This window comes from Streptomyces viridosporus T7A (genome assembly GCF_008704515.1).
GTDB lineage: Bacteria > Actinomycetota > Actinomycetes > Streptomycetales > Streptomycetaceae > Streptomyces > Streptomyces viridosporus.
This window is the reverse complement of record NZ_CP023700.1, coordinates 5069805-5095040: the sequence shown is the minus strand read 5'-3', so window position 1 is coordinate 5095040 and position 25236 is coordinate 5069805. Positions and strand designations below refer to the sequence as shown.

The following is a 25236-nucleotide window of genomic DNA, read 5'->3' as shown; positions in this document are numbered from 1 at the left end:
CTGGACGGGCCGCCGGGTCACGGTTCGCGGACCGGTCCGGGCGGGGCGGGAGGGGGGCCGGCGGGCGGGAAGTCGTCGTGCGGGAAATCGTCGTGCAGGAAGTCGTAGGGGCCGCAGTCACCGCCGCCCCCGTCCGCACCCCTGTCCGTGGCCGGTGGGGCCTTCGGGGCCCGCGTGAAACGGGCGCCCCCGGTCCGTAGCGAGCGCCATGCCGCCCGCGGCCCCCGCTCGTCCGTGACCGCCCGGTCGTCCTCCGGGGCCTCTGCGGCGCGGGCCCCTGCGGCCCGAGCCCGGCGCCACGACACCCGGGGCCGTCGGCCGGCCGCGGGACCGCCGCCCTTCGGTCCGCCCCCGTGCGGCTCTCCGCGCGGCCCGACGATCCCCGGCGTCCGTTCCGCCCGTTCCGCCCGCCCGTCGCTGGTGGTGCGGCACCGCCAGGCCCGCACCACCAGCGCCGTCACGACCGCCACCAGTGCGACCCAGACCAGCGTCGCGCCCCCCACCTGCCACCACACCGGCCCGAACCGGGAGAGCGCGGCCACGCCCAGCGGCCCGCCCGCGAGCGCCGCGAGCACCGCCAGCAGGACCGCGCACAGCACGGCCGCCAGGACCGCCGCACGGGCGGTCCGGCCGCGCGACCAGGACGCGCCGGGCGACCGCCCGGACCGCTCGCCCCGCGGTTCCCTCCCGTCCGGCCCCCTCCCCTCCGGTCCCCTGCCGTCCCCGCTCCTCGTCGCGCCCCGTCCCACGCACCATCCCGTGACCGCCCCGGCCAGCACCGGCACCGCCCCGGCCGCCCAGTTCACCGGTGTGCCCGCCCCCGCGTCCGGTACCGCCGCGAGCAGCGGGAACGGCGGCAACAGCGGGGTGGGGGCGGAGGAGAGCGGGGTCACGAGGGTGCCGGTGCCGAGGAGGAAACCGGGTCCGAGGGCGTACGCCGCCGCCCACACCGCGGCGTTCGGCACCAGCGCGATGCCGAGCAGCAGCACCGCCAGCCGCCCCGACCAGTCCTCGGTGAGCTGCAGGAAGGTCCTCTGGGCCTCCCCGCCGTGCCAGCCCAGCGACACCGCCAGCAGCAGCGCCCCGCCCCCGACCAGGACCGCCGTGCCGGCCACCGCCGCCCTGGCCGCGACGCCGGGGCGGCCGTCCGGGCCGAGGACCAGGTGGCGCGCCTCCCTCGGCAGCACCCTGCCCAGCGCCCGCTCCAGCGGTCCGTTCGGACCGCCGTACGCCGTCCGCACCCCGGCCCCGGCGGCCACCGCGGCGACCAGCGGCACCCACACCCCGGCCGACGCCCACGCGGGCCGCAGCACCCCGCCCGCGGCGTAGAGCGCGGCGGACGCGCCGACGGCGAGGTAGCCGAGGACGACGCCCGCCCACACCGTCCGGCCGGGGGTGAGCGGGGCACCGCCCGTCGCGTCCCCGTCCGCGGCGTCGCGGGCCGCCCGGTGCAGCAGCCACACCGGCAGCGCGAGCAGCAGCAACGGCGGGACGCCCACGGGTGCGGGGAGGCCGGAGAGCGTGTCGGCGCGGACGAGTTCGGCGCCGTGCGCCAGCAGCCACAGCGCCGCCGCGATGCGCAGCGCGCCGTCCGCTCCGCTGTCGGGGTAGGGCGAGCTGATCCACAGCAGGATCACGAGCACGGCGAACGCCGCGAGCCCCAGCCCGGCCGCGAGGACGCCGCCGAGGAGGCCGGCGGCCAGTCCGGGCGAGCGGCCGCGCACCCGGGTGAGCAGGAGGGCCGGTGTCGATCGGCGAACGGTCGTCTGGATCACGTCCGCCATGCTCCCAACGACACGCGCCTTCTCCGTGTAACGGGCCAAGCCCCGCTGTGTCGCTCAATATACGTTTATGTACTTTCTTGCCCGGAGGGGTGACCGGTGACACGGAGGCCTGCCACCCCCCTTCCCCCGCTCGAGGAACGCCGGCGCCTGCGGGAGGCGGGCTCGCTGACACCCGATCAGCTCGCCGCGCGCCTGGGCGTCGCCATCGGGACGGTGCGCGCGTGGGAGTCCGGCCGCACCACGCCGCGCGGCCGGAACCGGGAGGCGTACGCGAAGCTGCTGGCCGCCTTGGCGGAGTCCCCGACGCGTACGGGGGCCCCGGGGTCCGCCCCGGCCGGTGGCCCGGAGGAGCCGGACGCGGCCGTGGTGGCGGTGGGCCCGGCGAAGACCGTCTCCGGCGGACGCCGCGGCCGGGCCGCGGCGAAGCCCTCGGCGTTCACCCAGACGCCCCCGCCGTTCTCGCCGTTCTCGCCGTTCTCGCCGAGGGTTCCCTCGTGGGCTCCGCCCGAGGAGGAGGACCCCCTCGGGCCGGTGTCCGATCTGACACCCGTTCAGGCCTTCGACGCGCTGTACTCGTTCTGCGCCCCCTCCCTCGTCCGGCAGGCGTATCTGCTGACCGGCCGTCGCGGCCTGGCGCGCGAGTCCGTGGAGCGGGCCTTCCAGCTGGCCTGGGAGCGCTGGCCCGAGGTGGCCCGCGACCCGGACCCGGCCGGCTGGGTGCGCGCGGCGGCGCACGAGTGGGCGCTCTCCCCCTGGCACCGGTTCCGTCCCCGCCACCGGCGTCCCGAACCGCCGCTCTCCGACGCGTCCGACCGCGCCCTGCTGAAGGTCGTGCTGCGGCTCCCGCCGTCGTACCGCCGCGCGCTCCTGCTGCACGACGGGGTCGGCCTCGGTCTGCCCGACACGGCCGCGGAGACGGAGGCCAGCACCCCGGCGACCGCCGGCCGGCTGCTGCACGCACGCCGGGCCATCGCCGCCCGGCTGCCGGAACTGTCGGAGCCGCGGGTGCTGCACCGGCGGCTGGCCGAGCTGGCCTCCACCGAGCCGCTGCGGACGGCCGGACCGCCGGCGGCGCGCGACGGCTGCGAGCGCCGGGCCCGCTTCTGGACCCGGTTCGCCCTCGCCTTCGTGGCCGTCCTGCTCGGCACCACGGCGCTCTCCCTGCGCACCCCTCCGGCCGGCCACGAGCCGTCGGTGCCGCCCGGAGAGACGGTCCGGGACGTACCGCCGAGGGTGGCTCCCGGCCCGCTGTCGGAAAAGCAGCGGAAGCTGCGCGCCAAGCTCCGGGAGGAACTGCTGCACGGACCGGAGCGGCTGGCGCCGCAGCCGCGGTGAGGCTCCGCGCCGGACCGGGGAACGCGGACGGGCCCGTCCCCCTGGGGGAACGGGCCCGTCCGCGCCGTGCGGGTCCCGGCCCGCGCGGCCGTGCTCAGCCTCCGAGGACGGCGCGCGCCAGCTTCGCCGTCTCGGTCGGCGTCTTGCCGACCTTGACGCCGGCGGCCTCGAGGGCCTCCTTCTTCGCCTGGGCCGTGCCGGAGGAGCCGGAGACGATGGCGCCGGCGTGGCCCATGGTCTTGCCCTCGGGCGCGGTGAAGCCCGCGACGTAGCCGACGACCGGCTTGGTCACGTTCTCCTTGATGAAGGCCGCGGCCCGCTCCTCGGCGTCGCCGCCGATCTCGCCGATCATGACGATCAGGTCGGTGTCGGGGTCGTCCTGGAAGGCCTTCAGGGCGTCGATGTGGGTGGTGCCGATGATCGGGTCACCGCCGATGCCGATGCAGGTGGAGAAGCCGATGTCGCGCAGCTCGTACATCATCTGGTACGTCAGCGTGCCGGACTTGGAGACCAGGCCGATGCGGCCAGGCTTGGTGATGTCGGCCGGGATGATGCCGGCGTTCGACTGACCCGGGGTGATCAGACCGGGGCAGTTCGGGCCGATGATGCGGGTCTTGTTGCCCTTCTTGCCGGCGTACGCCCAGAAGGAGGCGGTGTCGTGCACCGCGATGCCCTCGGTGATGACGACCGCGAGCGGGATCTCGGCGTCGATGGCCTCGATGACCGCGTCCTTGGTGAACTTCTCCGGGACGAAGATGACCGTGACGTCGGCGCCGGTCTTCTCGATGGCCTCCTTGACGGTGCCGAAGACCGGTACCTCGGTGCCGTCGAAGTCGACGCTGGTGCCCGCCTTGCGCGGGTTCACGCCACCGACGATGTTGGTGCCGGAGGCCAGCATGCGCCGGGTGTGCTTCTGGCCCTCGGAGCCGGTCATGCCCTGGACGATGACCTTGGATTCCTTGGTGAGGAAGATAGCCATGGTGTTGTGTGACCTCGTCCCTTACTTCGCGGCAGCAGCCAGCTCGGCGGCCTTGTCGGCCGCGCCGTCCATGGTGTCCACCTGCTGAACGAGCGGGTGGTTGGCGTCGGTGAGGATCTTGCGGCCCAGCTCGGCGTTGTTGCCGTCGAGGCGCACGACCAGCGGCTTGTCGACCTCTTCGCCCTTGCTCTTGAGCAGCTCCAGGGCCTGCACGATGCCGTTGGCGACGGCGTCGCAGGCGGTGATGCCGCCGAAGACGTTGACGAAGACGGACTTGACGTCCGGGTCGCCGAGGATGATCTCGAGGCCGTTCGCCATGACCTCGGCGGAGGCGCCGCCGCCGATGTCCAGGAAGTTGGCGGGCTTGACGCCCTTGTGGGCCTCGCCGGCGTAGGCGACGACGTCCAGGGTGCTCATGACGAGACCGGCGCCGTTGCCGATGATGCCGACCTCGCCGTCGAGCTTGACATAGTTGAGGTTCTTCTCCTTGGCGGCGGCCTCGAGCGGGTTCGCCGCGGCCTTGTCCTGGAGCTCCTCGAACTCGGGGTGACGGAACTCGGCGTTGTCGTCCAGGGACACCTTGCCGTCGAGGGCGAGGACGTCACCGGAGGCGACCTTGGCGAGCGGGTTGACCTCGACCAGGAGGGCGTCCTCCTTGACGAAGACCTCCCACAGCTTGACGAGGACGTCGGCGACCTGGTCGGCGACCTCGGCCGGGAACTTCGCGGCGGCCGCGATCTCCTGGGCCTTGGCCTTGTCCACGCCGTCGATGGCGTCGATCGCGATCTTGGCGACGGCCTCGGGGCGGGTGGCCGCGACCTCCTCGATGTCCATGCCGCCCTCGACGGAGGCGATGGAGAGGAAGGTGCGGTTGGCGCGGTCGAGGAGGAAGGAGACGTAGTACTCCTCGACGATCTCCGGAGCGGTCTCGGCGATCATCACCTTGTGGACCGTGTGGCCCTTGATGTCCATGCCGAGGATGTCCGTCGCGCGGGCGACGGCCTCGTCCGGGGTGGCGGCCAGCTTGACACCACCGGCCTTGCCGCGACCACCGACCTTCACCTGGGCCTTGACGACCGACTTGCCGCCCAGGCGCTCGGTGATCTCGCGCGCCGCCTCAGGCGTGTCGATGACTTCACCGGCCAGCACCGGTACACCGTGCTTGGCGAAGAGGTCCCTCGCCTGGTACTCGAACAGGTCCACGCGCTTCCGTCCCTATCAGTGATCTCGCGGTTCGTTGGATGCGTGGGCGTGCCGCGAAGGGCAACGTGACGTCCGCTGTTGTCACAAGGGAGGCGCACACGGTGTCCGAGCGCGCGGCATGTCCATCTCGCAGGTTATCGCCGCACGGCGGGCCTCTCTAAATCGCGGGTCACACGTGAGCGGTGATACCTGTCACATGATGCCGTCCTCCCTGGCACGGCGTGCCGACGGTAAAGGGCCTCACCGGGCTGGGGTTGACCCGGTGAGGCCCGTGGAACAGCCCGGAGGAGCGGCGAACGCCACACTCTCCCGGGGTGCGGGCGCTCCGCCTCCACCCCAATGGAGGCCGATCACCCCGTCCGCGGGGTTTCGACCGGACGCGCCGTCGGCTTTCGGTCGTCCGAGGTCTGATGCCCCGCGGAGTCATTTATTACTCGTGAGTCAGGTACGGGTCGCACGCGGGGTGGCCGACTCGGCGAGGCCCTCGGCTCCGGCGACCGCGTGATCGTGTGACCGCGTGACCTGATCGTGTGACCGCGTGATCGCGTGACCGGCGGGTACGCCCTCGTCGGCCCGGACGCGCCCGGAGGCCGGGGACCGCGGGGTCCGGCCGTCGGGGCACGGAGTCGGACACGGAGGACGTTCGGCCGGCCACGGGCGGGCGTCCGGACGGACTGGTCCGTCATGTCCTCGCACGGACGCGCGCACGGCGGGAGAAGCGGTCGCCCCTAAGCGGGTGAGACGGGGACGTCCCGGTACCGGTCCTGTGTCCCGGTCACCTCGGTGCGCTCGACGGCTCCGGGGACGAGCCGGGGCGACGGGTGGGGGCACGGGGTCACGGCGGGTGTGTCGCCGTGCCGCGGCGTGCCGTTGCCCACCGTCCCGTCCGGCCGGTCGCCGGGAACGCCGGGGGCATGGGGTTCCGGTGCCGGGTCGGTGTGCACGGCGTCCCGTAGGGTGCCGTGCCCGTGCCCGTGTCCGTCGCCGCCGCGCGTCGCACCGCCTGCGTCGGCGGCTTCCGGGACGGACGCGACGGGCACCGCGGTTCCGGCCCGTCCGTCCGGGACGGACGGGCCGGCCGACGGAGGTGCCGGTGGTGTCGGCGGTGTCGGTGGCGTCGAGGTGGTCGGGCTTTCCGGCCGCGGAGCGGGCGCCCCCGGCTCCGGGTCGGGCGTGAGCGGCGCGGGGAGGGTGTGCCCAGGAACCGTGGGCGCCTCCGGAAGGCCCGGCAGCGGAGCGGGCCGCGTCAGCTCGGGCGGCTCAGGCAGCACGGGCAGCTCAGGCAGCACGGGCAGCTCAGGCAGCTCAGGCAGCACGGGCAGCAGGGTCGATTTCCCCGGGGACGTGGCCAGCCGGCCCGTCACCGCGCCCACCAGTTCCCCGACCGGCCGCACGGCCCGCTCACCCACGGCTCCGGTCAGGGGCCCGGCCAGCGGACGGGCCGGGTCGGCCGCCCCGCGCTTCCGGGAGTCGGCCGGTGCGGCCGGGACATCCGGGGTGTCCGGGGTGTCCGGGGTGTCGGGGGTGTCCGGCGCGGTCAGAGTGGCGGGTGTGGTCAAGGTGACCGATGTGACGGCCCGCCGGGCCTCACCGCTCAGTCGCGCCGCCCGGACGCCGTTCACCGGAGGGGACACCACGGCCTCGACGGTGTCGGCGGAAAGGGAGGGCGACGAGGGCTCCCTCGGCACGCCGTCCGCCGCCTGCGCCCGCTCCCCGCACAACACCCCGAACACGAACACCGCGCCCACCAGCAGCACCGCTTCGAGCGCGCGCCGCCCGGCCGCGGCGCGCAGCACGCGCGAAGCGGCACCGAACAACGCTGCTGACCAGGACAAGAGGGGCGGTTCCTCCCGAGCGGCGGGGCGGGGAGAGACGCGTCGCGCGTCGCGTGAGACGTCGAGTGGTCGAACGGTGAGGGGGACGCCTCACGCATTCGGAATCGAACGGCGCCGATCTTCGCACGCGCCTCCCGAGGGAACGCAAGCCCTCCGTCACCGATGGCCGGTCATGTCCGTTTCGGCCGGTGCGCGACGGACGACGACGGGTGGCAGAGCGCCACCGCCCCGTCCCTCCGACCCGCCCCTCCGGCCCGTCCCGCCGCCCCGGCTCACGCCGTATCCGGTATCGGCAACGGCCGCTTCTCGATCGCCGCCGCCATCACCTCCGGGAACAGGTCGGGCGTACAGGCGAACGCCGGCGCGCCCAGCCCGGCCAGCGCCGCCGCGTGCTCGCGGTCGTACGCGGGCGCCCCCTCGTCGGAGAGCGCGAGCAGCGCCACGAACTGCACCCCCGACGCCTTCATCGCCGCGACCCGTTTGAGCATCTCGTCGCGGATCCCCCCTTCGTAGAGGTCGCTGATCAGCACGACCACCGTCTCCGCGGGCCGGGTGATCCGCGACTGGCAGTACGCCAGCGCCCGGTTGATGTCCGTACCGCCGCCGAGCCGGACGCCGAAGAGCACGTCGACGGGGTCGTCGAGCCGGTCGGTGAGGTCGACGACCGCCGTGTCGAAGACGACGAGCCGCGTGCTGATCGACCGCATGGACGCGAGCACCGCCCCGAACACCGACGCGTGGACGACGGACGCCGCCATCGACCCGGACTGGTCGATGCAGAGGACGATCTCCTTCTTCACCGACCGCGCGGCACGCCCGTGGCCGACGAGCCGCTCCGGCACGACCGTCCGGTACTCCGGGAGGTAGTGCTTGAGGTTGGCCGCGATCGTGCGGTTCCAGTCGATGTCGTGGTGGCGCGGCCGGTCGGTGCGGGCACTGCGGTCGAGGGCGCCGGTGAGGGCGGCCCGGGTGCGGGTGGCGAGCCGCTCCTCCAGGTCCTCGACGACCTTGCGCACGACCGCCCGTGCCGTCTCCTTCGTCGTCTCCGGCATCGCCTTGCCGAGCGACAGCAGCGTGCCGACGAGGTGGACGTCGGCCTCGACCGCCTCGAGCATCTCCGGTTCCAGCAGCAGGGTGGCCAGTCCGAGCCGGTCGATGGCGTCGCGCTGCATGACCCGGACGACGGAGGAGGGGAAGTAGGTCCGGATGTCCCTGAGCCAGCGCGCCACCGAGGGCGCCGACGCCCCGAGGCCCGCCGCACGCTCCCGTCCCGTCTGCGGCTCGCCCCCCTTGCCGTAGAGCGCGGAGAGGGCGCCGTCCATCGCGGCGTCCCGCCCGGACAGCGCGCACCCGGTCCCGTCGGCCCCGTCCCCGCCGAGCACCAGCCGCCACCGCCGCAGCCGCTCCGGTGCCGGATCCGTCGTCGTGGTCGTCATGCGCCTCTCCCCCTGTGGCCGCCGGTGTCGTGGTGTCGCTGTGGTCGTGGGGCCCTCATCGCACCGCCCCCGCCGGGCCGGCACGCGCTTCCCCCTCGCCCCCGTCGCCTCCCTCGTCCCCGCCCTGCCCCAGCAGCAGCCGCACGACCGGCAGTACGGCGTCCGCGCGCGCGGTGTCGAGGTCGGGCGCGAAGCCGGGTGCGCCGGAACCGGCGGTCACCGTGCTCCCCCGGGCCCCCGGTCCGCGCCGGACCAGTTCGCCGAGGGTGCGCCGCACCCCCGGCTCGTACGCCGAGAACGTCCGCCGCAGCAACGGCAGTACGTCCGTGAACGCCTCCGCCGGCACCCCCGTCAGCCACGCGTCGACCAGCCCGAGCAGCCGTTCGTCGTGGACCAGGAGCATCCCGCCCCCGGAGCCGCCGCCGACGACGAAGCCCTCGATCCACGCGGCCGCGTCCGCCGGCGGCGTGCCCGGCGACAGCACCAGGCCCATCAGCCGCGCCGCCTCGTCCTGCGCCAGCTCCCCGTCGTCCAGCAGCAGCCGCACGGACCGCCCCCGGATGACGCCGGGCACGGTGTCCCGTGCGGTGAGCCTCCGCAGCACCGACCGCCAGCGGGCGCGCAGGTCCCCGTGGCCGGGCGCGGGGGTGTCGCCGAGGAGGCCCACCGCCCCGTGCACCGCGTCGAGACGGTGCCGCATCTCCTCGGCGGCGTCCGCGTCCAGTCCGGCACAGGCCGGGGGCAGCCCGACGAAGATCCGCTCGGCGAGCCCGGCGGCGACCTCGGCCAGCGCCGCGGTGTCCGTGCCGCGCACATCGCCGTACCGCAGCGAGCGCACCAGGGCGGGCAGGGCCCGGGCGAGGTGACCGACGTCGGTGTCCAGGGCGGCCCGGTCGGCGAGGATCCGCATCACCGTGGGCAGCGCGTCGGGCAGGTCGGCCAGCAGGCAGCGCTCGGCGAGCCCGGTGACCTCGGCGAGGCCCTGCGCGGCGGCGGCGTCCGCCTCGGTCCTGGCCGTCGCGGCGGCGAGCACGGTCGTCCCCCACACCCCGGCCTCGGCGACCCGCACGGACAGCTCCGGCTCCCAGCGCAGCCGCCACGCCTCCCGGAAGGTGCCCGTGCTCCCGCGCGAGGCGGCCGGCTCGCCCCATGCGATGCCGAGCAGCCGCAGCCGGTGCAGCAGCCTGCTGCGTCCGGCGTCGATCTCCTTGCGCAGGTCGAGCTCCAGCTCCCGCTCCGCGGCCTCCGGCTTCAGCCGCAGCCTGCGCCGGGCCCGCGCGAGGTCCCGCTGCAACGGCACGGCGGGCGCCGTCGCCGGCACCTCCCCCAGGACGTCCCCGACGACCAGCCGGTCGTGCACCAGCGCCAGCGGAACGTCGGAGCCCTCGCACATCACCGCCCGCACCGCGTCGGTCGTCTCGCCCAGCCCGGGCAGCGGCCGGCCCCGCACCGCGGCCAGTGTCCCCGCCAGTCGTACGGCCTCGATGACGTGCGCGGACGACACGATCCGGTCCTCGTCCCGCAGCAGTCCCGCCACCTTGGTCATCCACCGCTCGACCGGCCGGTCCGGGGCCTCGAACAGGTGCCCGTACCAGCCCGGGGAGTCGATGCCCGCGCCGTATCCGCTCGCCCGGGACAGCCTGCGGTGGGTCCAGGGCACCCAGGTCATGTCCGTCCTGACCTTGGGCAGTCCCTTCAGCACGGCCCGGTCGGCGGCGACGGTGGTGCGCCGCCGCAACGCGGGCACGTGCCAGGCCCCGCACACCACGGCCACGCCGTCCTCGAACTCCCGCCGCGCGGCCCGGACCTGGAGGCGCATGTACGCCTCGCGCACCGGGTCCCGGTCGTGTCCCCCGCCGCCGTACGTCTCCCGCAGGGCCGTCATGGCCTCCTCCAGCGCGGTGAACGGCGCGAGCGCGTCGCCCTTTCCCACGCCCCGGTGCTCGACGACGTCCTCCCACCACCGCTCGGGGTCGTCGTACCCGGCGGCACCGGCGAGCGCCCCCAGCGGATCGACCCGCGCCTCGGCACCCGGCCCGGCGCCGTCCCCGGTGCCGGGCTCCTCCGCGGCGCCGGGCTCGTCACCGGGGCCGGAGCCGGGTCCCGGTCCGTCCGTCCCGTCCGCCCCCGTGTCCTTCCCCCACGCCAGCGTGTGGGCGGCCGGCAGGTCGATGAAGCGGGCCGGGACCGCGTGCTCCAGCGCCCAGCGGATCGCGACCCACTCCGGGGAGAACTCGGCCAGCGGCCAGAAGGCCGAGCGGCCGGGCTCGTCCACGGCGTGGGCGAGCAGGGCGACCGGCGGCCGCATGTCCTCCTCCGCGGCGAGCGGGATCAGCGGATCGGCCTCGGGCGGCCCCTCGATCAGCACGATCCCCGGCCGGGCCTCGTCCAGCGCCGCACGCACCGCCCGCGCCGACCCCGGCCCGTGGTGCCGCACCCCGAGCAGCAGCGGCCCGGCCGGCCCCCGGTCCGTGCCCCTCGCCCCCTCGCTCACGCGCCGGCCTCCCGGCAGGCCCGGTAGAAGTCCTTCCAGCCGTCGCGCTCACGGACGACGGTCTCCAGGTACTCCTGCCAGACGACGCGGTCCGCCGCCGGGTCGCGGACGACCGCGCCGAGGATGCCCGCGGCGACGTCCCCGGCCCGCAGTACGCCGTCGCCGAAGTGGGCGGCGAGGGCCAGTCCGTGGGTGACGACGGAGATCGCCTCGGCGGTCGACAGCGTGCCGCTGGGCGACTTCAGCTTCGTCCGGCCGTCGGTGGTGATCCCGTCGCGCAGCTCGCGGAAGACGGTGACGACACGGCGGATCTCGTCGATGCCGTCGGGCACGGCCGGCAGGTCGAGGGAGCGGCCGATCTGGTCCACCCGGCGCGAGACGATGTCGACCTCCGCCTCGGGTGTCTCCGGCAGCGGCAGCACCACGGTGTTGAAGCGGCGGCGCAGGGCGCTGGACAGGTCGTTGACCCCGCGGTCGCGGTCGTTGGCCGTGGCGATCAGGTTGAAGCCGCGGACCGCCTGCACCTCCTCGCCCAGCTCCGGTATGGGCAGGGTCTTCTCCGACAGGATGGTGATGAGCGTGTCCTGGACGTCGGCCGGCATGCGGGTCAGCTCCTCGACGCGGGCCGTCGTCCCCTCCGCCATGGCCCGCATCACCGGGCTGGGCACCAGGGCGTCGCGGCTGGGGCCCTGGGCGAGCAGCCGGGCGTAGTTCCAGCCGTAGCGGACGGCCTCCTCCGGTGTGCCCGCCGTGCCCTGCACCAGCAGGGTCGAGTCGCCGCTGACCGCCGCGGCCAGGTGCTCGGACACCCATGTCTTCGCGGTGCCGGGCACACCGAGCAGCAGCAGGGCGCGGTCGGTGGCGAGCGTGGACACGGCGACCTCGACGATGCGGCGCGGGCCGACGTACTTCGGTGTGATCACCGTGCCGTCCGGCAGGGTGCCGCCGAGCAGGTAGGTCGCGACGGCCCACGGCGAGAGCCGCCAGCGGACCGGGCGCGGGCGGTCGTCCTGGGCCGCCAGCGCGGCGAGTTCGGCGGCGAAGGCGTCCTCCGCGTGCGGCCGCAGCGCCTGTGGCCCCGGGGCGGGACGGGTGGCGTCCGTGCCCGGGTTCGCGGGCGCGGAGCCGTTCCGGCTCGGGTCGACGGACGTCTGTTCAACGGGCGCAGGCATGGCTGAGTCCCCCTCCAGCTCGGCCGGTTCGGATCTGCCACCCACCGTGCACCACGCCACTGACAATCGCGCTGACCTGCGAAGATCCGCTCACCGGAGCGATTGTCAGTGGCGGGACATAACGTCGGCGGCATGACTCAGCAGGGGGTGCGCTGGACCGCGGACCGGGTGCTGGCACTGGCACCCGACACCGCGTCGCGCGAAGCGGGAGGCAGACTCGGTGCGGCCGGCCCGTGGTCCGGGGCCGGCCGGTCCGACGAGGGGGCGGTGTGGGGGCTGTGCGGGGGCAGCGGCAGCGAGCCGTACCGGACGGTCGTCGACGTCGCGGACCCCTCCGGGCCCGCGTACCGGTGCAGTTGCCCGAGTCGTAGGTCCCCGTGCAAGCACGCGCTCGGCCTGCTGCTGCTCTGGGCGGGCGGAGACGGGGCGGTGCCGCGGGCGGAGGCTCCGGAGTGGGCGGAGCGGTGGCTCGCGGGCCGGCGCGGGAGCGCGGAGCGGGAACGGACCGCGGACTCCCCGGGGCCCCCGTCCGGGTCCGCCGACCCGGAGGCGGCGCGGCGCAGGGCGGAGCGCCGGGCCGAGCGGGTCACCGCGGGCGCGGCGGAACTGGAGCAGCGCCTGGCGGATCTGCTCCGCGGCGGACTGGCGGCGGCGGAGCGATCCGGGGACGGCCTGTGGGAGGAGACGGCGGCCCGCATGGTCGACGCCCAGGCACCGGGGCTGGCCGCCCGGGTGCGGGAGTTGGGGGCGCTGCCGGGCACCGGGCCGGACTGGCCGGTGCGGCTGCTGGAGGAGTGCGCGCTGCTCCACCTCCTCGGCCGGGGCTGGCTGCACCGCGAGCGGCTGCCGGAGGGCCTCGCCGCGACGGTCCGCTCCCGCATCGGCCTGCCCGCCTCGGCGGACGGCCCGCCGGTACGGGACCGCTGGCTGGTCCTCGCCCAGTACGACACGGCGGACGCCCGCCTGACCACCCGCCGCATCTGGCTGTACGGCACGGACTCGCGGCGCACGGCACTGCTCCTCTCCTACGGCGCCGCGGGCCGCGCCCCCGAGATCGCCCTGCCGGTCGGGCTGGCCCTGGACGCGGAGCTGTCCGCGTATCCGGGCGCGGGGCAGCCGCGGGCGGCCCTGGGCGAGCGGTTCGCGCCGCCCGCGCCCACGGCGGCGCGGCCACCGGGGACGACGACGGCCCGGGCGGTCGCCCGCTACGGCGAGGCGCTGTGCGACGACCCCTGGCTGGACTCGGTCCCGGTGACCCTGGACCGGGTGGTACCGGTCCCGGACGGTGACGGCTGGCAGTTGGCGGACGCCGACGGGGACACGGCCCTGCCGGTCGCCCCGGCCGCGCGGTCCCGCCCCGGCCTGTGGCGCCTGGTCGCCCTGTCGGGCGGCGCCCCGGTCACGGTCTTCGGCGAGTGCGGCCACCGGGGATTCACCCCTTTGGCGGCATGGCCGGAGGGGGCCGATGAGGTGGTGTCGCTGTGCTGAGCAGGGCCTCGGCCCCCGTCCCCACCGGCCTCATGAATTTTTCGGGCATCACTGGACACTCGGTGCACGTGAGTCTTCGACCGCTCCGGGACGCCCGACGGAAAGGAAGCTCATGAGCAGGACCACCGCCGCCGCGGGCCCGTCCCTCCCGGACGCCTGGGAGGACCTGGTCACCACGGCCCTGCTGGGCACCGACCGGCGCACACCGGCGGGCTGCACGCCCGGCCCCGGGGCACCGGTGGCGCTGCTGGACGCGGCGGCCGCGGCGACCGTGCGGCGACGCGCCGGACTGCGGCCGGCCCGGGCGGCCCGGCGTCCGCGGCCCGCCCCGCAGGATCCGCGTCCACCGCTGCCGCCCGCCGCCGCCCGCCGGCTCGCGCTGCTGCTCTCCGACCGTCCCGGCACCTCCGGCGGTGGCCGCCGGGGCTCCGCACCGGATCTCATGGAGCTGCTGCCCCAGTGGCTGGCGGCGGCGAACGCCCGCGGGTTCGCCGCGCCCCCCGCCGCGTTGCCCGCCCTGCTCGACGCCGCGCGGGGGCGTACGGACCTGCGCCCGGCGACCCTGCGGTTCGCGGGGCCGCGCGCCCTGTGGCTGGCCCGGCTCAATCCGGACTGGCGGTTCGCCCTGCGCTCGACACCGGGCGGGGGCACCTCCGTGCCCGGTGCCGGCGACCCCGAGGGAGTCGAGCGGCTCTGGCAGGAGGGCCTCTTCGCGGAACGGGTCGCGCTCCTCACCGCCCTGCGTTCCCGCGACCCGGGCGCCGCGCGCGACCTCCTCGCGGCGACCTGGGCGACGGAGCGCGCGCAGGACCGGCTCCTGTTCCTGGACTCCCTGCGCAGCGGTCTCGGTCCGGCCGACGAGCCCTTCCTGGAGCAGGCCCTGGCCGACCGCAGCCGCAATGTGCGGGCGACGGCCGCGGAGCTGCTGTCGGCGCTGCCCGGTTCGGCGCTCGCGGCACGGATGGCGGTCAGGGCCGGGACGTGTGTGGCCGTGGACCACACGGGGGACGTGCCGACGATCACCGTCGAGGCGCCGCACGAGTGCGACGCGGGCATGGAGCGCGACGGCGTGGTGGCCAAGGCCCCGGCGGGCCGGGGGGAGCGGGCCTGGTGGCTGGGCCAGTTGGTGGAGGCGGCACCGCTCGACGGCTGGCCGCGGCGGCTCGGCGGGCGCACGCCCCGGGAGATCATGGCCCTGCCGGTGGCGGACGGCTGGCGGAGCGAACTGCACGCGGCATGGTGCCGGGCGGCGGTGCGGCAGCGGAACGCCCCGTGGTCCCGGGCGCTGCTCGGTGAGCCCTCCGCGCCGGAGGCCGGCGGCCCGGGGGCGGTGTCCCTGGCCGAGCGCGCCAAGCTGCTCGGCACGCTGGGCGCCGCCGAACGGGCCGCATGGGTGGCGGGGTTCATCGAGACACACGGCCTGTCCGAGGCCTTCCAGCTGCTCGGAGTGTGCGCGGTGCCGTGGGCCGCGCCGCTCGGACGGGCCGTGGTCGACGCGCTCAACATCGCGCGGGACGCAGGGAGTTATCCATGGAGTTTCAGCGGAGTCATGGGCCTGGCCGAACGCTGCCTCGACCCCTGCGAAGCAGGCCGCCTCGACGCGCTCCTGGCGGTACCGGACGAGCCGGAGAACGCGTCACCGGGAGCCGGGAGCTACTGGTCGGAGGCATTCCAGCGCCTGGTCACGACGCTGCGCCTGCGCGCGGTCATGCTGGAGGAGCTGACCCCGGCGGGAGCCTGAACACCGCGGCCCCGGACACCGCGGGCCCCGGCACCGAGGTTGCGCGGAGCGCGGGCCGGGAACCAGAGGCCCCGACGGGCCGGGTCCGCCGCGCCCCCGGTCCTCCCTCACCGGGAGGCACCGCCGCCCTCCCCGGTCCCGCCGCCGGAAACCGCCGCCTACGCCTGCGCGGGCTGGCGCACGTTGGCGCGCACCCAGTCCACGATGGACGCCGTGGTCGCGCCCGGGGTGAAGATCTCCGCGACGCCCTTCTCCTTCAGCGGGGCGATGTCCGCCTCGGGGATGATCCCGCCGCCGAAGACCAGGATGTCCGCCGCGTCCCGCTCCCGGAGCAGGTCGATCACCGCCGCGAAGAGCGTGTTGTGCGCGCCGGAGAGGATGGACAGGCCGATCGCGTCGGCGTCCTCCTGGATCGCGGTGTCGACGATCTGCTCGGGGGTCTGGTGGAGCCCGGTGTAGATGACCTCCATACCGGCGTCGCGCAGCGCCCGCGCGATCACCTTGGCCCCGCGATCGTGGCCGTCGAGCCCCGGCTTGGCCACCACCACGCGGATCGGACCGGCTGCCACACCCATCACTGCCTCCATGAAGCGACTACATCCATCCGTACCGACAAGTACCGCACACATCCACCGTGCCGCACACGTCGCGCACACCGCGTGTACCGCACGTTCCGCCACCCACCGCCCCGGGTGTGCCACCGCGGCGCGGACACCCCGGCCCGGATCGGCCGGGGAAGTGAACGAACGTTATCCCCAGCATCCCGCAACCGGCAGTTTCACGGTGCGGAGCGAGGGGGAAATCACACGGTGGGACACGTTCGCCACGCAGCGTCCCGGGGCCCCGCGGCCCCCGTACCGCTTGCCCGTGCGACACACGGGCAACGGTGGGACCATGCGTACAGGGAATCCGCTACGAGGCCTCCGCACCACCGCACCACCTCCGCGCCTCGCACGCGCGCACCGTCGACCGCTCTCGTCGCGATTCCCCAGGAGGGCGCACGGGGGACAGGGCCGTCCCTCCGCGTGCCGACAGGAGGTCGGCCATGAAGGTCACCCAGGCAGCTCTTCCCCTTCTGCCGCTCTGCCGGCGTCTTCTGCCGGACCGGTTGGCGGATCTCTCCCTGACCTTGCTGAAGGCCACCGCCCTGGAGCTCGCGATCCTGGCGGGCCACCTCCTGCTCTATCCCGCCGGCATCGTCCAGGAGCGGCGGGGCCCGGCCACCGTGCCGCTCGCACCGGGCGCCGCGCGCCTGCCGGCCGAGGCCAAACCCCCGGTCGTGCTGCTGCACGGCTTCATCGACAACCGCTCCGTCTTCCTCCTGCTGCGCCGCAGCCTCGTCCAGCACGGCAGACAGCAGATCGAGTCGCTCAACTACTCGCCGCTGACCTGTGACATCCGCATCGCGGCCGAACTGCTCGGCCGGCACATAGAGCAGGTGTGCGAGCGCACGGGCAGCGAGCGGGTCGACGTGGTCGGACACAGCCTCGGAGGGCTGATCGCGCGGTACTACGTGCAGCGGCTGGGCGGTGACGCCCGTGTGCGGACGCTCGTCACGCTCGGCACCCCGCACTCGGGCACCCGCGTCGCGCCGCTGGCCAACGCGCACCCCATCGTCCGCCAGATGCGCCCCGGGTCACCGGTGCTCGAGGAGCTCGCCCTGCCCGCGCCCGGCTGCCGTACGCACTTCGTCTCCTTCTGGAGCGACCTCGACCACATCATGGAGCCACTGGAGACCGCCTGCATCGAGCACCCGGACCTGACCGTGCAGAACGTACGGGTGAGCGGCGTCGGCCACCTCGCCCTGCCCGTGCACCCCGCCGTGGCGACCCGCATACGCCAGGCCCTGGACACGGCGCACCCCGGAGAGCCCGCCACGGGCCGCGCGGAGGGACTGACGGTCGCCTGACGGCGGCCCGGCGGCGGTCCGGGTCGGAGGTGACGGCCCCGGCTGGCCGTCCGGCGGCGGGCGGCGGGCGACACACCCGGGAGCCGGCGACACGCCCACGACCGGGGAGAGCCGGTCCCCTCACCCGAACAACGGCCTTGCGGCACGGCCCCCTTGAGCCGTCACCCCGCACATCGCCTCGAACAGGCATCGAACACAGAGCCAAGGACACGTGTGCAGGCCGCCAAAACGCAACCGATTGCCCGTTTCCTGCGCGCGTGAAACCTGCCGAAGATTGTCGCGCCCGCATACCGCCGGGTACAGTCGCCGCACTGCTCTGCCAGCCCCTGTCGTCGAGGCGAAAGAGAAGTTGGTGAACGACCGTCACCCGTCGGGGACCATGGCCCCGGCCCCGGCTTCCGACGCCGCCTCGGCGCCCTACGCGTCGTACGGCACCCAGGAAGCCCCGTACGGCGACTTCACCCCGTACGGCGGACACGACACCGCCGGTTTCGCCCCCACCGGTTTCGGCACCGGCAGTCAGACCCTCGCGGACTTCGCCTCCGACCCCCTCTTCGGCGGTCTCCAGGACGGCGGCCACGACACGGGCGCGTACGACAGCGGCACCCCCTGGTCCACGGGCGGCCACGACACCGGGCAGTACGACGCGTACGCGGCCCAACGAACCCCGCAGGCCCAGCAGTACGCCGGCTACGACACCGACGCCTACGACGCGACGGCCTGGACCACCGGTCAGCAGCACGTGCCGCTGATCCCGGCGCAGGGCGCCGCGCCCGACGCCGGCGGCCAGTGGGACGCGGGCGCCTGGCTCCAGCCCGACCAGTCCGGGAACCCCGCCGATCAGACCCAGCAGTGGGACTGGGGCACCCAGGCCTTCGACACCGGCGCCTACGACGCCACGCAGTGGAACCCCGACGGTGACGCCGCCGCGTCGGCGTCCGACGCCTACGAGCCGCGGGCCGACTCCTTCGACCAGCAGGCCACCGCCACGTTCGAGCGGTTCGAGGACCCGCAGGCGCCCGCGCCCCCGCGCGCCCAGGACTCCGACTCCCCGGCCCCGGAGGAGCAGGACCCCTACGACGGCCCCGCCCACGACGGCTCGGGCGACACGGGTGAACTGCCGGTGGTGCACCTGCTCGACGAGCAGCAGGAAGCCCTTCCCGTCCCGTCGCCGCGCGCGGCCTCGCGCGGCGGATCCCGTTCCCGCCGCCGTACGCCCCCCAAGCGCTCCGCGCTGCTGACGGTGGCCGTGCCCTCCGCGTGCGTGATGGGCGTCGCCGGGATCGCCGCCGCCTCCGTCAGCGATCTGACCGACGAGGGCGGGCAGGAGACGACGACGACCGCGGCGGACGCGCAGCCGGTGAAGCCGTCCGTCGTCAACGTCAAGCTGAACACCCAGCTCGAGGGCGTCGCCGCCGGAGCGGACGACTTCGCCGACCGGGTCAGCCGCACCCAGGAACGCATCGACCTCAGGGCCCAGCAGGAGGCCGAGCGGAAGCAGGCGGCGGAGGAGGCGGCCCGCAAGGAGCGGCTGCGCCCGAAGTTCGCGCTCCCGGTCCTCCAGCCCGGTCTCAGCGCCTACTACGGCCAGTCCGGCATCAACTGGATGTCGGTGCACAGCGGCATCGACTTCCCCGTGTCCTACGGCACACCGGTGCTGGCCGCGACCGACGGCACGGTCCGTACGCAGTACAACAGCGCGTACGGCAACATGGTGATCCTGACCGCGATGGACGGCACGGAGACGTGGTACTGCCACCTCTCCAGCTACCAGGTCCCCTCCGGTACGACCGTGAAGGCCGGCGACCGGATCGCGCTCTCCGGCAACTCGGGCAACTCGACCGGCCCGCACCTGCACTTCGAGGTCCGCCCGAGCGGCGGCTCGGCGATCGACCCGCTCGCCTGGCTGCGCAGCCACGGACTGGACCCGACGTGACGGACTGAATCCGACTGGGAGGACCCCGCCGCGCGGGGCCCTCCCGTGCGGCGTCAGACCCGTCCGGTCACAGCTTCTCCACCGGCGCGTACCGCAGCAGCAGCCGCTTCGGCTTGGCGTCCCCGAAGTCGATGGTCGCCTCCGCGCTCGCGCCCGTGCCCTTCACCGCGACCACGGTGCCGAGGCCGAACTGGTCGTGCGTGACCCGGTCCCCGACCGCCAGCGACGCGGCGGGCTGCTCCGCGGCCCGGCGGGTGGCGAAACCGGAGGCGCCCGCCGCCGACGAGCGGGAGCGGGACGACGACAGCGAGGCCGCCACCCCGGAGACCGGCCCGGAGGCCGCGGGTGAGCCGCCCCCCGTCCGCTTCCACTCCAGGTGCGTCGCCGGGATCTCCTCCAGGAAGCGCGAGGGCGGGTTGTACGACGGCTGCCCCCACGCGCTGCGCATCGTCGACCGGGTGAGGTACAGCCGCTCCCGCGCGCGGGTGATGCCGACGTACGCCAGGCGCCGCTCCTCCTCCAGCTCCTTGGTCTGGCCGAGGGCACGCAGGTGCGGGAAGACGCCGTCCTCCATGCCGGTCAGGAAGACGACCGGGAACTCCAGGCCCTTGGCGGTGTGCAGGGTCATCAGCGTGATGACGCCGGAGCCGTCCTCGTCCTCGTCGGGGATCTGGTCGGAGTCGGCGACCAGCGCGACCTGCTCCAGGAAGTCGGCCAGGGTGCCCCCCGGAGCGGTGGCCCCGGGCGGCACCGCGCCCTCGCCGCGCCCCTGCTCGAACTCCAGGGCGACGGCCGCGAGTTCCTGGAGGTTCTCGATCCGGGTCTCGTCCTGCGGGTCGGTGGAGGCCTGCAACTCGGCGAGGTAGCCGGTGCGTTCGAGGACCGCCTCCAGGACGGTGGCCGGGCCCGCGCCGGACTCGGCGATCGTCCGGAGGTCCTCCATCAGCGTGTTGAACCGCTTCACCGCGTTCACCGACCGCGCGGCCATGCCGTACGCCTCGTCGACGCGGCCGAGGGCCTGCGGGAAGCTGATCCGCTCGCGCTGGGCGAGGGCGTCGATCATGGCTTCCGCCCGGTCGCCGATGCCCCGCTTGGGGACGTTGAGGATGCGTCGCAGCGGCACCGAGTCCTCGGGGTTGGCGAGCACCCGCAGGTAGGCCAGGACGTCCCGGACCTCCTTGCGCTCGTAGAAGCGGACGCCGCCGACGACCTTGTAGGGGAGGCCGACGCGGATGAAGACCTCCTCGAAGACACGGGACTGGGCGTTGGTGCGGTAGAAGACGGCGACGTCGCCCGCCTTGGCCTGCCCCGCGTCCGTGAGGCGGTCTATCTCGTCGGCGACGAACTGGGCCTCGTCGTGCTCGGTGTCGGCCACGTATCCGGTGATCCGCGCGCCGGCGCCGGCGTTGGTCCACAGGTTCTTGGGGCGGCGGGACTCGTTGCGCTCGATGACGGCGTTGGCCGCGCCCAGGATGGTCTGCGTGGAGCGGTAGTTCTGCTCGAGCAGGATCGTCGTCGCGTCCGGGTAGTCCTCCTCGAACTGGAGGATGTTGCGGATCGTCGCGCCGCGGAAGGCGTAGATCGACTGGTCGGCGTCGCCCACCACGCACAGCTCGGCGGGCGCCGTCTCGCCCGCGTTCCCCGGTGCGTCGACGGGCTGCTCGGAGGACCCGACGAGTTCCCTGACCAGGGCGTACTGGGCGTGGTTGGTGTCCTGGTACTCGTCGACGAGAACATGACGGAAGCGGCGGCGGTAGTGCTCGGCGACGTCCGGGAAGGCGCGGAGCAGGTTGACCGTCGTCATGATCAGGTCGTCGAAGTCCAGGGCGTTCGCCTCGCGCAGCCGCGACTGGTACAGGGCGTAGGCCTGGGCGAGGGTCTTCTCGAAGCCGTCCGCGGCCCGGGCGGCGAAGTCCTCCTCGTCGACCAGCTCGTTCTTCAGGTTGCTGATCTTGGCGCTGAAGGACTTGGGCGGGAAGCGCTTGGGGTCGAGGTCCAGGTCGCGGCAGACCAGGGCCATCAGGCGCTTGGAGTCGGCGGCGTCGTAGATCGAGAACGACGAGGTGAAGCCGAGCTTCTTGCTCTCGCGGCGCAGGATGCGCACGCACGCGCTGTGGAAGGTCATCACCCACATCGCGTTCGCGCGCGGCCCGACGAGCTGCTCGACGCGCTCCTTCATCTCGCCGGCGGCCTTGTTGGTGAAGGTGATCGCGAGGATCTGGCCGGGATGGACGCCCCGCTCGGCGAGCAGGTACGCGATGCGGTGCGTGAGCACACGGGTCTTGCCGGAGCCGGCGCCGGCCACGATGAGCAGCGGCGAGCCGGAGTGCACGACGGCGGCGCGCTGGTTGTCGTTCAGCCCCTCCAGGAGGGCGGCGGAGTCCAGCGCCGGGCGCGGGGCGCCGTCGCGGTAGTACGCCTCCCGCTCCGGAGGCACGTCGAACCTCCCGCCGAACAGGTCGTCCGGAACGGGCTCCGGTACGTGCTCGTCCTCGGGCGGCGGCGGGGGCTCGTCCTCGGGGCCCTGCTGGGCCTGGAGGTCGGCCAGGAAGCTTTCGTCAAAGAGGCTGCTCATCGCTCTCCGAGTCTAGGCCGCCTCACCGGTAGCCCGCGGCCACCCGGGGAACATCCCCGAGGTTCCCGGGACCGCCGGCACGCCGTCCCGGCCGCCGCGCCCCGCGCACGCTTCAGAACCGCCGTCTCACCCTGGGTCACACGGCGCGCAAGGTCACGAAAACGTATCGGGCATATCACCCGTCAACCTTCACAGGCGCCACACGAGTTGGCTACGGTGCGGGCAGGCCGCTCGACCCCCACCGGCGAACCTCGCCGGGCCGCGCGGCCTCCGCCGAGTCCGGCACCGCCCCCGCGGCGGCCGGAGCCGGGGACCCAACCGAGACCTTGGGGTGAATCGGCCCACTCCCTCGCGGAGCGGCCGTAGGGCAACCCTTCCGAAGCACCCGCCCGAACCCGACAGCTAACCCGGTAGGCGGAGCACTGGAAGGAGTCGCCTCCCTTGGCGTCGCACCGCAAGTCGCGCACCCCCGGCACGCGCGTGGCAGGCATACGGACCCCCGCCCTCGCCACGGCGGCCCTGACCTCCGTGGCCCTGTTGTCCCAGACGGCGAACGCCGCCCCCTCGGACGACGGGAAGCCGAGTCTGGAGGAGGTCGAGAAGAAGGTCGACGCCCTCTACCGCCAGGCGGAGTCGGCGACCGAGAAGTACAACGCGGCCAAGGAGAAGACCGCGAAGCAGCGCAAGCGCGTCGACACCCTCCTCGACGACGTGGCCCAGCGCGCCCAGAAGCTCAACGAGGCGCGGGAGGAGCTGGGGTCCTACGCCGCCGCCCAGTACCGGACCGGCGCCGGCGTCCCCGACACCGCGACCTTCCTGCTCGCGGACTCGCCGCAGGACTTCTTCGACCAGAACCAGCTGATGGACCGGATGACCGGCCGCCAGAAGGAAGCGGTCGACGCCTACGTCACGCAGCAGTCCGAGACGATGAAGAAGCGCCGGGAGGCCGCCGAGAGCCTCGAGACGCTCACCGAGTCGCAGAACGAGCTGAAGACGGCCAAGGCGACCGTCCAGAAGAAGCTCGCGGACGCGCGCGAACTGCTGTCGAAGCTGACCGCCGAGGAGAAGGCGCGGCTCGCGGAGATCGAGAGGAGGAAGCAGGAGGAGGCCACCCGCAAGGCCGCCGAGCTGGCCCGGCAGCAGGCGGAGCAGCAGAGGGCCCAGGAGGAGGCCCGGGAGGCGGCGGCTCAGCGGGAGAGCGGCACCCCGGACGCGTCCGGGTCCTCCGGTTCGACCGCCTCGCCCTCGTCGTCGGCCGGCTCCTCGTACACCGCCGAGGCAGAGAAGGCCCTCTCCTTCGCCCGCGCGCAGATCGGCAAGCCGTACGTCTGGGGCGCCACCGGCCCGGGCTCCTACGACTGCTCCGGCCTCACCCAGGCCGCCTGGAAGGCCGCCGGCGTCACCCTCCCCCGCACCACCTACGACCAGGTGAACGCCGGCACGAGGGTCCCCGTGTCCCAGGCGCGCCCCGGTGACCTCGTCTTCTTCTACGACGACGTCACCCACGTGGGCCTCTACGTCGGCAACGGCAAGATGATCCACGCCCCCAAGCCCGGCACGTACGTCCGGGAGGAGTCGATCTACTACGACGGCGAGTCCTCGATCCACAGCGTCGTGCGCCCGGCCTGACCGGCGGCGCCGCGCGGTGTTCTTCCGCGCCGCTCCACGCGCATGGCGGTGCGGTGGCCGCCCGGTGGGCTTCTAGCATCTGCGCATGCCCGGTCTCTCCTCCCTCCGCGCCTGGTGGGCGCAGCGTCCGCCGGCGGCCGGTGCCGCCGTGATGGCGACCGGCACCGTGTCGGTGGCCCTGCACCTGGCGGGGCGCGGGCTCCTCTCCCGGATCGTCCTGGTGCTCGCCTGCGCCGCCTGGCTCGGACTGGCCGCGGAGTTCGTCCTGCGACTGCTGCGGGACCGGGCGCGGTGGGTGTCGGAGGCGGGGACACCCGGTGCGCTGACCGCCGTCGCGGCCACGGCCGTGCTGGGCACCGGCTTCGCCGCGCTGGGCCGGCTCGCCCTCGCCGGGGCGCTGCTGGTCCTGGCGGCGGTGCTCTGGCCGGTGCTGCTCGTCCTGGTCGCACGGCGCCGGCGGCCCCGTATGCCGGGATCGGTGTTCCTGGGCTGCGTGGCCACCCAGGGGCTCGCCGTGCTGGGCGCGGCGCTCGCCGCGGCCGAGTCGGCGGCCTGGCTCGCGCGCGTGGCGCTGGTGCTGTTCTGGTTCGGGCTGGTGCTCTACGTCCTCGCCCTGTTCCTCTTCGACCCGTGGCAGGTGGCCGGGGGAGCGGGCGACCACTGGGTCGCGGGCGGGGCGCTCGCCATCTCGGCGCTCGCCGGCGCGAAGCTGCTCGCGGCCGACAGCGCGCGGCTGTACCTGTGGAACGAGGACGACAGCGGCGTCCTGCGCTTCACGACCGTGGCCCTGGTCCTGCTCGACCTGGCCTGGTACGCCGTGCTGCTGATCGCCGAGATCGTGTGGCCGCGGCCGCGCTACGACACGCGGCGCTGGGCGACCGTGTTCCCCCTGGGCATGACCGCGGCGGCGACGCTGTCGGCGGCCACCGCGGTCGGCCTGCCGTGGCTCGAGGGCCTGGGGCACGTGCTGGTGTGGGTCGCGGTCGCCGCCTGGCTGGCGGTCGGCGTCGGAGCGGTCGCCGCCGCGCGGTCCGCGATCACGTCCGCGCCCGTACGGGACGGCGTCAGGTCCACAGCACGGCGATGAAGATGTTCGCCGTGGTCAGCAGCCCGACGAGGCCGAACATGCCCTTGTCCACCTTCTCCTCGTCCCGCTTCACGTAGACCAGGCCGAGGATCACGATCAGCAGGGCCAGCTTCACCCCGATCTTCATGTGGTTCACCGAGTGGTCCTGGGCCTCGTTGAGGCCGACCAGGGCGACACCGGTGACCAGCATCGTCAGCGCGCCGTGCAGCATTGCCGGAGTGAAGCGGGCGGTGCCCTCGCCCATCGCCTTCATCTGGGTGAGGAAGCCGCCGAGCAGCGACGCGATGCCGATGATGTGCAGACCGACGAAGAGGTGGATGAGTACGTCCATGAGTCCGGAGCCTAGTCAGGCCCGCGGCACCGTCCGACACCGGCCCGACCGGCACCGGCACGACGCGGCGTGCCAGGTCAGGACGGTGGCCCGCCCCACGCACGCACCGCATAGCACCACGGTCCTCCTCCCCTTCCCGCATTCGGCACATCGGTCATCGCTCTGCGTGAAGAGGACGGCGCCGGGAGGGGAACGCGGTCACTTACGGTCACCTGCCGGTCCGCTCGCGCCACTTCCGCACAACCCGTCACCGGGGCCGCGCGGGCGGGTCTAGCGTCCTCGACCAGGTGACCGGCTCCCAC

General features: G+C 74.4%; 17 protein-coding genes and 1 riboswitch. Of the genes, 7 read left to right on the top strand and 10 right to left on the bottom strand.

What is annotated here, in order from left to right; genetic code table 11:
* Positions 1–17: 17 nt before the first annotated feature.
* Positions 18–1784 carry a cell division protein PerM gene (locus CP969_RS23715; protein WP_191093699.1) on the bottom strand — a complete coding sequence of 589 codons (1767 nt, stop codon included), beginning with the start codon at positions 1782–1784 and terminating at the stop codon, positions 18–20.
* Between the two features lie 96 nt (positions 1785–1880).
* Here CP969_RS23715 and CP969_RS23710 point away from each other — a divergent pair, with 96 nt between their 5' ends.
* Positions 1881–3119, top strand: coding sequence for a helix-turn-helix domain-containing protein (locus tag CP969_RS23710; RefSeq protein WP_016824943.1), 1239 nt, complete (start codon positions 1881–1883; stop codon positions 3117–3119).
* A 94-nt stretch (positions 3120–3213) separates the two neighbouring features.
* On the opposite strand, the gene sucD is transcribed toward CP969_RS23710, so the two are convergent.
* The 6 genes from sucD to CP969_RS23680 form a co-directional block, all read right to left on the bottom strand.
* Positions 3214–4098 (bottom strand): succinate--CoA ligase subunit alpha, encoded by an 885-nt coding sequence (gene sucD / locus CP969_RS23705; protein ID WP_016824944.1) that lies wholly within the window; start codon positions 4096–4098, stop codon positions 3214–3216.
* Between the two features lie 21 nt (positions 4099–4119).
* Positions 4120–5301, bottom strand: a complete 1182-nt coding sequence (gene sucC / locus CP969_RS23700) for an ADP-forming succinate--CoA ligase subunit beta (RefSeq protein ID WP_004984282.1) — start codon at positions 5299–5301, stop codon at positions 4120–4122.
* Between the two features lie 728 nt (positions 5302–6029).
* Positions 6030–7136, bottom strand: a complete 1107-nt coding sequence (locus CP969_RS23695; RefSeq protein ID WP_144055255.1) for a hypothetical protein — start codon at positions 7134–7136, stop codon at positions 6030–6032.
* 272 nt (positions 7137–7408) lie between these two features.
* A complete protein-coding gene (locus CP969_RS23690) occupies positions 7409–8572 on the bottom strand; it encodes a VWA domain-containing protein (RefSeq protein WP_016824945.1) in 1164 nt (387 codons plus the stop codon).
* 55 nt (positions 8573–8627) lie between these two features.
* Positions 8628–11066 carry a DUF5682 family protein gene (locus tag CP969_RS23685; RefSeq protein WP_016824946.1) on the bottom strand — a complete coding sequence of 813 codons (2439 nt, stop codon included), beginning with the start codon at positions 11064–11066 and terminating at the stop codon, positions 8628–8630.
* Entirely contained in the window at positions 11063–12238 is a 1176-nt protein-coding gene (locus CP969_RS23680; RefSeq protein WP_016824947.1) for an ATP-binding protein, read from the bottom strand. Before CP969_RS23680 ends, CP969_RS23685 begins: the two co-directional genes overlap by 4 nt.
* A 132-nt stretch (positions 12239–12370) precedes the next feature.
* Between CP969_RS23680 and CP969_RS23675 the strand changes: the two genes are divergently transcribed.
* The gene (locus CP969_RS23675; protein ID WP_039830947.1) at positions 12371–13726 is read left to right on the top strand and encodes an SWIM zinc finger family protein; all 1356 of its coding nucleotides are present in this window, start codon (positions 12371–12373) and stop codon (positions 13724–13726) included.
* Between the two features lie 112 nt (positions 13727–13838).
* Positions 13839–15467 carry a DUF5691 domain-containing protein gene (locus CP969_RS23670; RefSeq protein WP_016824949.1) on the top strand — a complete coding sequence of 543 codons (1629 nt, stop codon included), beginning with the start codon at positions 13839–13841 and terminating at the stop codon, positions 15465–15467.
* A 158-nt stretch (positions 15468–15625) separates the two neighbouring features.
* On the opposite strand, the gene CP969_RS23665 is transcribed toward CP969_RS23670, so the two are convergent.
* Positions 15626–16042: a cobalamin B12-binding domain-containing protein gene (locus CP969_RS23665; protein ID WP_004984302.1), complete on the bottom strand. Its 417-nt coding sequence runs from the start codon at positions 16040–16042 to the stop codon at positions 15626–15628.
* A 470-nt stretch (positions 16043–16512) separates the two neighbouring features.
* Between CP969_RS23665 and CP969_RS23660 the strand changes: the two genes are divergently transcribed.
* A complete protein-coding gene (locus CP969_RS23660; protein WP_016824951.1) occupies positions 16513–17376 on the top strand; it encodes an esterase/lipase family protein in 864 nt (287 codons plus the stop codon).
* A 352-nt stretch (positions 17377–17728) separates the two neighbouring features.
* Positions 17729–19312 (top strand): M23 family metallopeptidase, encoded by a 1584-nt coding sequence (locus CP969_RS23655; RefSeq protein ID WP_026084940.1) that lies wholly within the window; start codon positions 17729–17731, stop codon positions 19310–19312.
* 67 nt (positions 19313–19379) lie between these two features.
* Here CP969_RS23655 and pcrA read toward each other — a convergent pair whose 3' ends face one another.
* Positions 19380–21887 carry a DNA helicase PcrA gene (gene pcrA / locus CP969_RS23650; RefSeq protein WP_016824953.1) on the bottom strand — a complete coding sequence of 836 codons (2508 nt, stop codon included), beginning with the start codon at positions 21885–21887 and terminating at the stop codon, positions 19380–19382.
* A gap of 276 nt (positions 21888–22163) precedes the next feature.
* Positions 22164–22321, top strand: a riboswitch (cyclic di-AMP (ydaO/yuaA leader).
* Positions 22322–22328: 7 nt separating this feature from the next.
* Here pcrA and CP969_RS23645 point away from each other — a divergent pair.
* Positions 22329–23516 (top strand): C40 family peptidase, encoded by a 1188-nt coding sequence (locus CP969_RS23645; RefSeq protein WP_004984307.1) that lies wholly within the window; start codon positions 22329–22331, stop codon positions 23514–23516.
* 85 nt (positions 23517–23601) lie between these two features.
* Positions 23602–24603 carry a tellurite resistance/C4-dicarboxylate transporter family protein gene (locus CP969_RS23640; protein ID WP_016824954.1) on the top strand — a complete coding sequence of 334 codons (1002 nt, stop codon included), beginning with the start codon at positions 23602–23604 and terminating at the stop codon, positions 24601–24603.
* Here CP969_RS23640 and CP969_RS23635 read toward each other — a convergent pair.
* Positions 24581–24934, bottom strand: a complete 354-nt coding sequence (locus CP969_RS23635; RefSeq protein WP_016824955.1) for a hypothetical protein — start codon at positions 24932–24934, stop codon at positions 24581–24583. The two genes, CP969_RS23640 and CP969_RS23635, sit on opposite strands and share 23 nt — an antisense overlap.
* Positions 24935–25236: the final 302 nt, after the last annotated feature.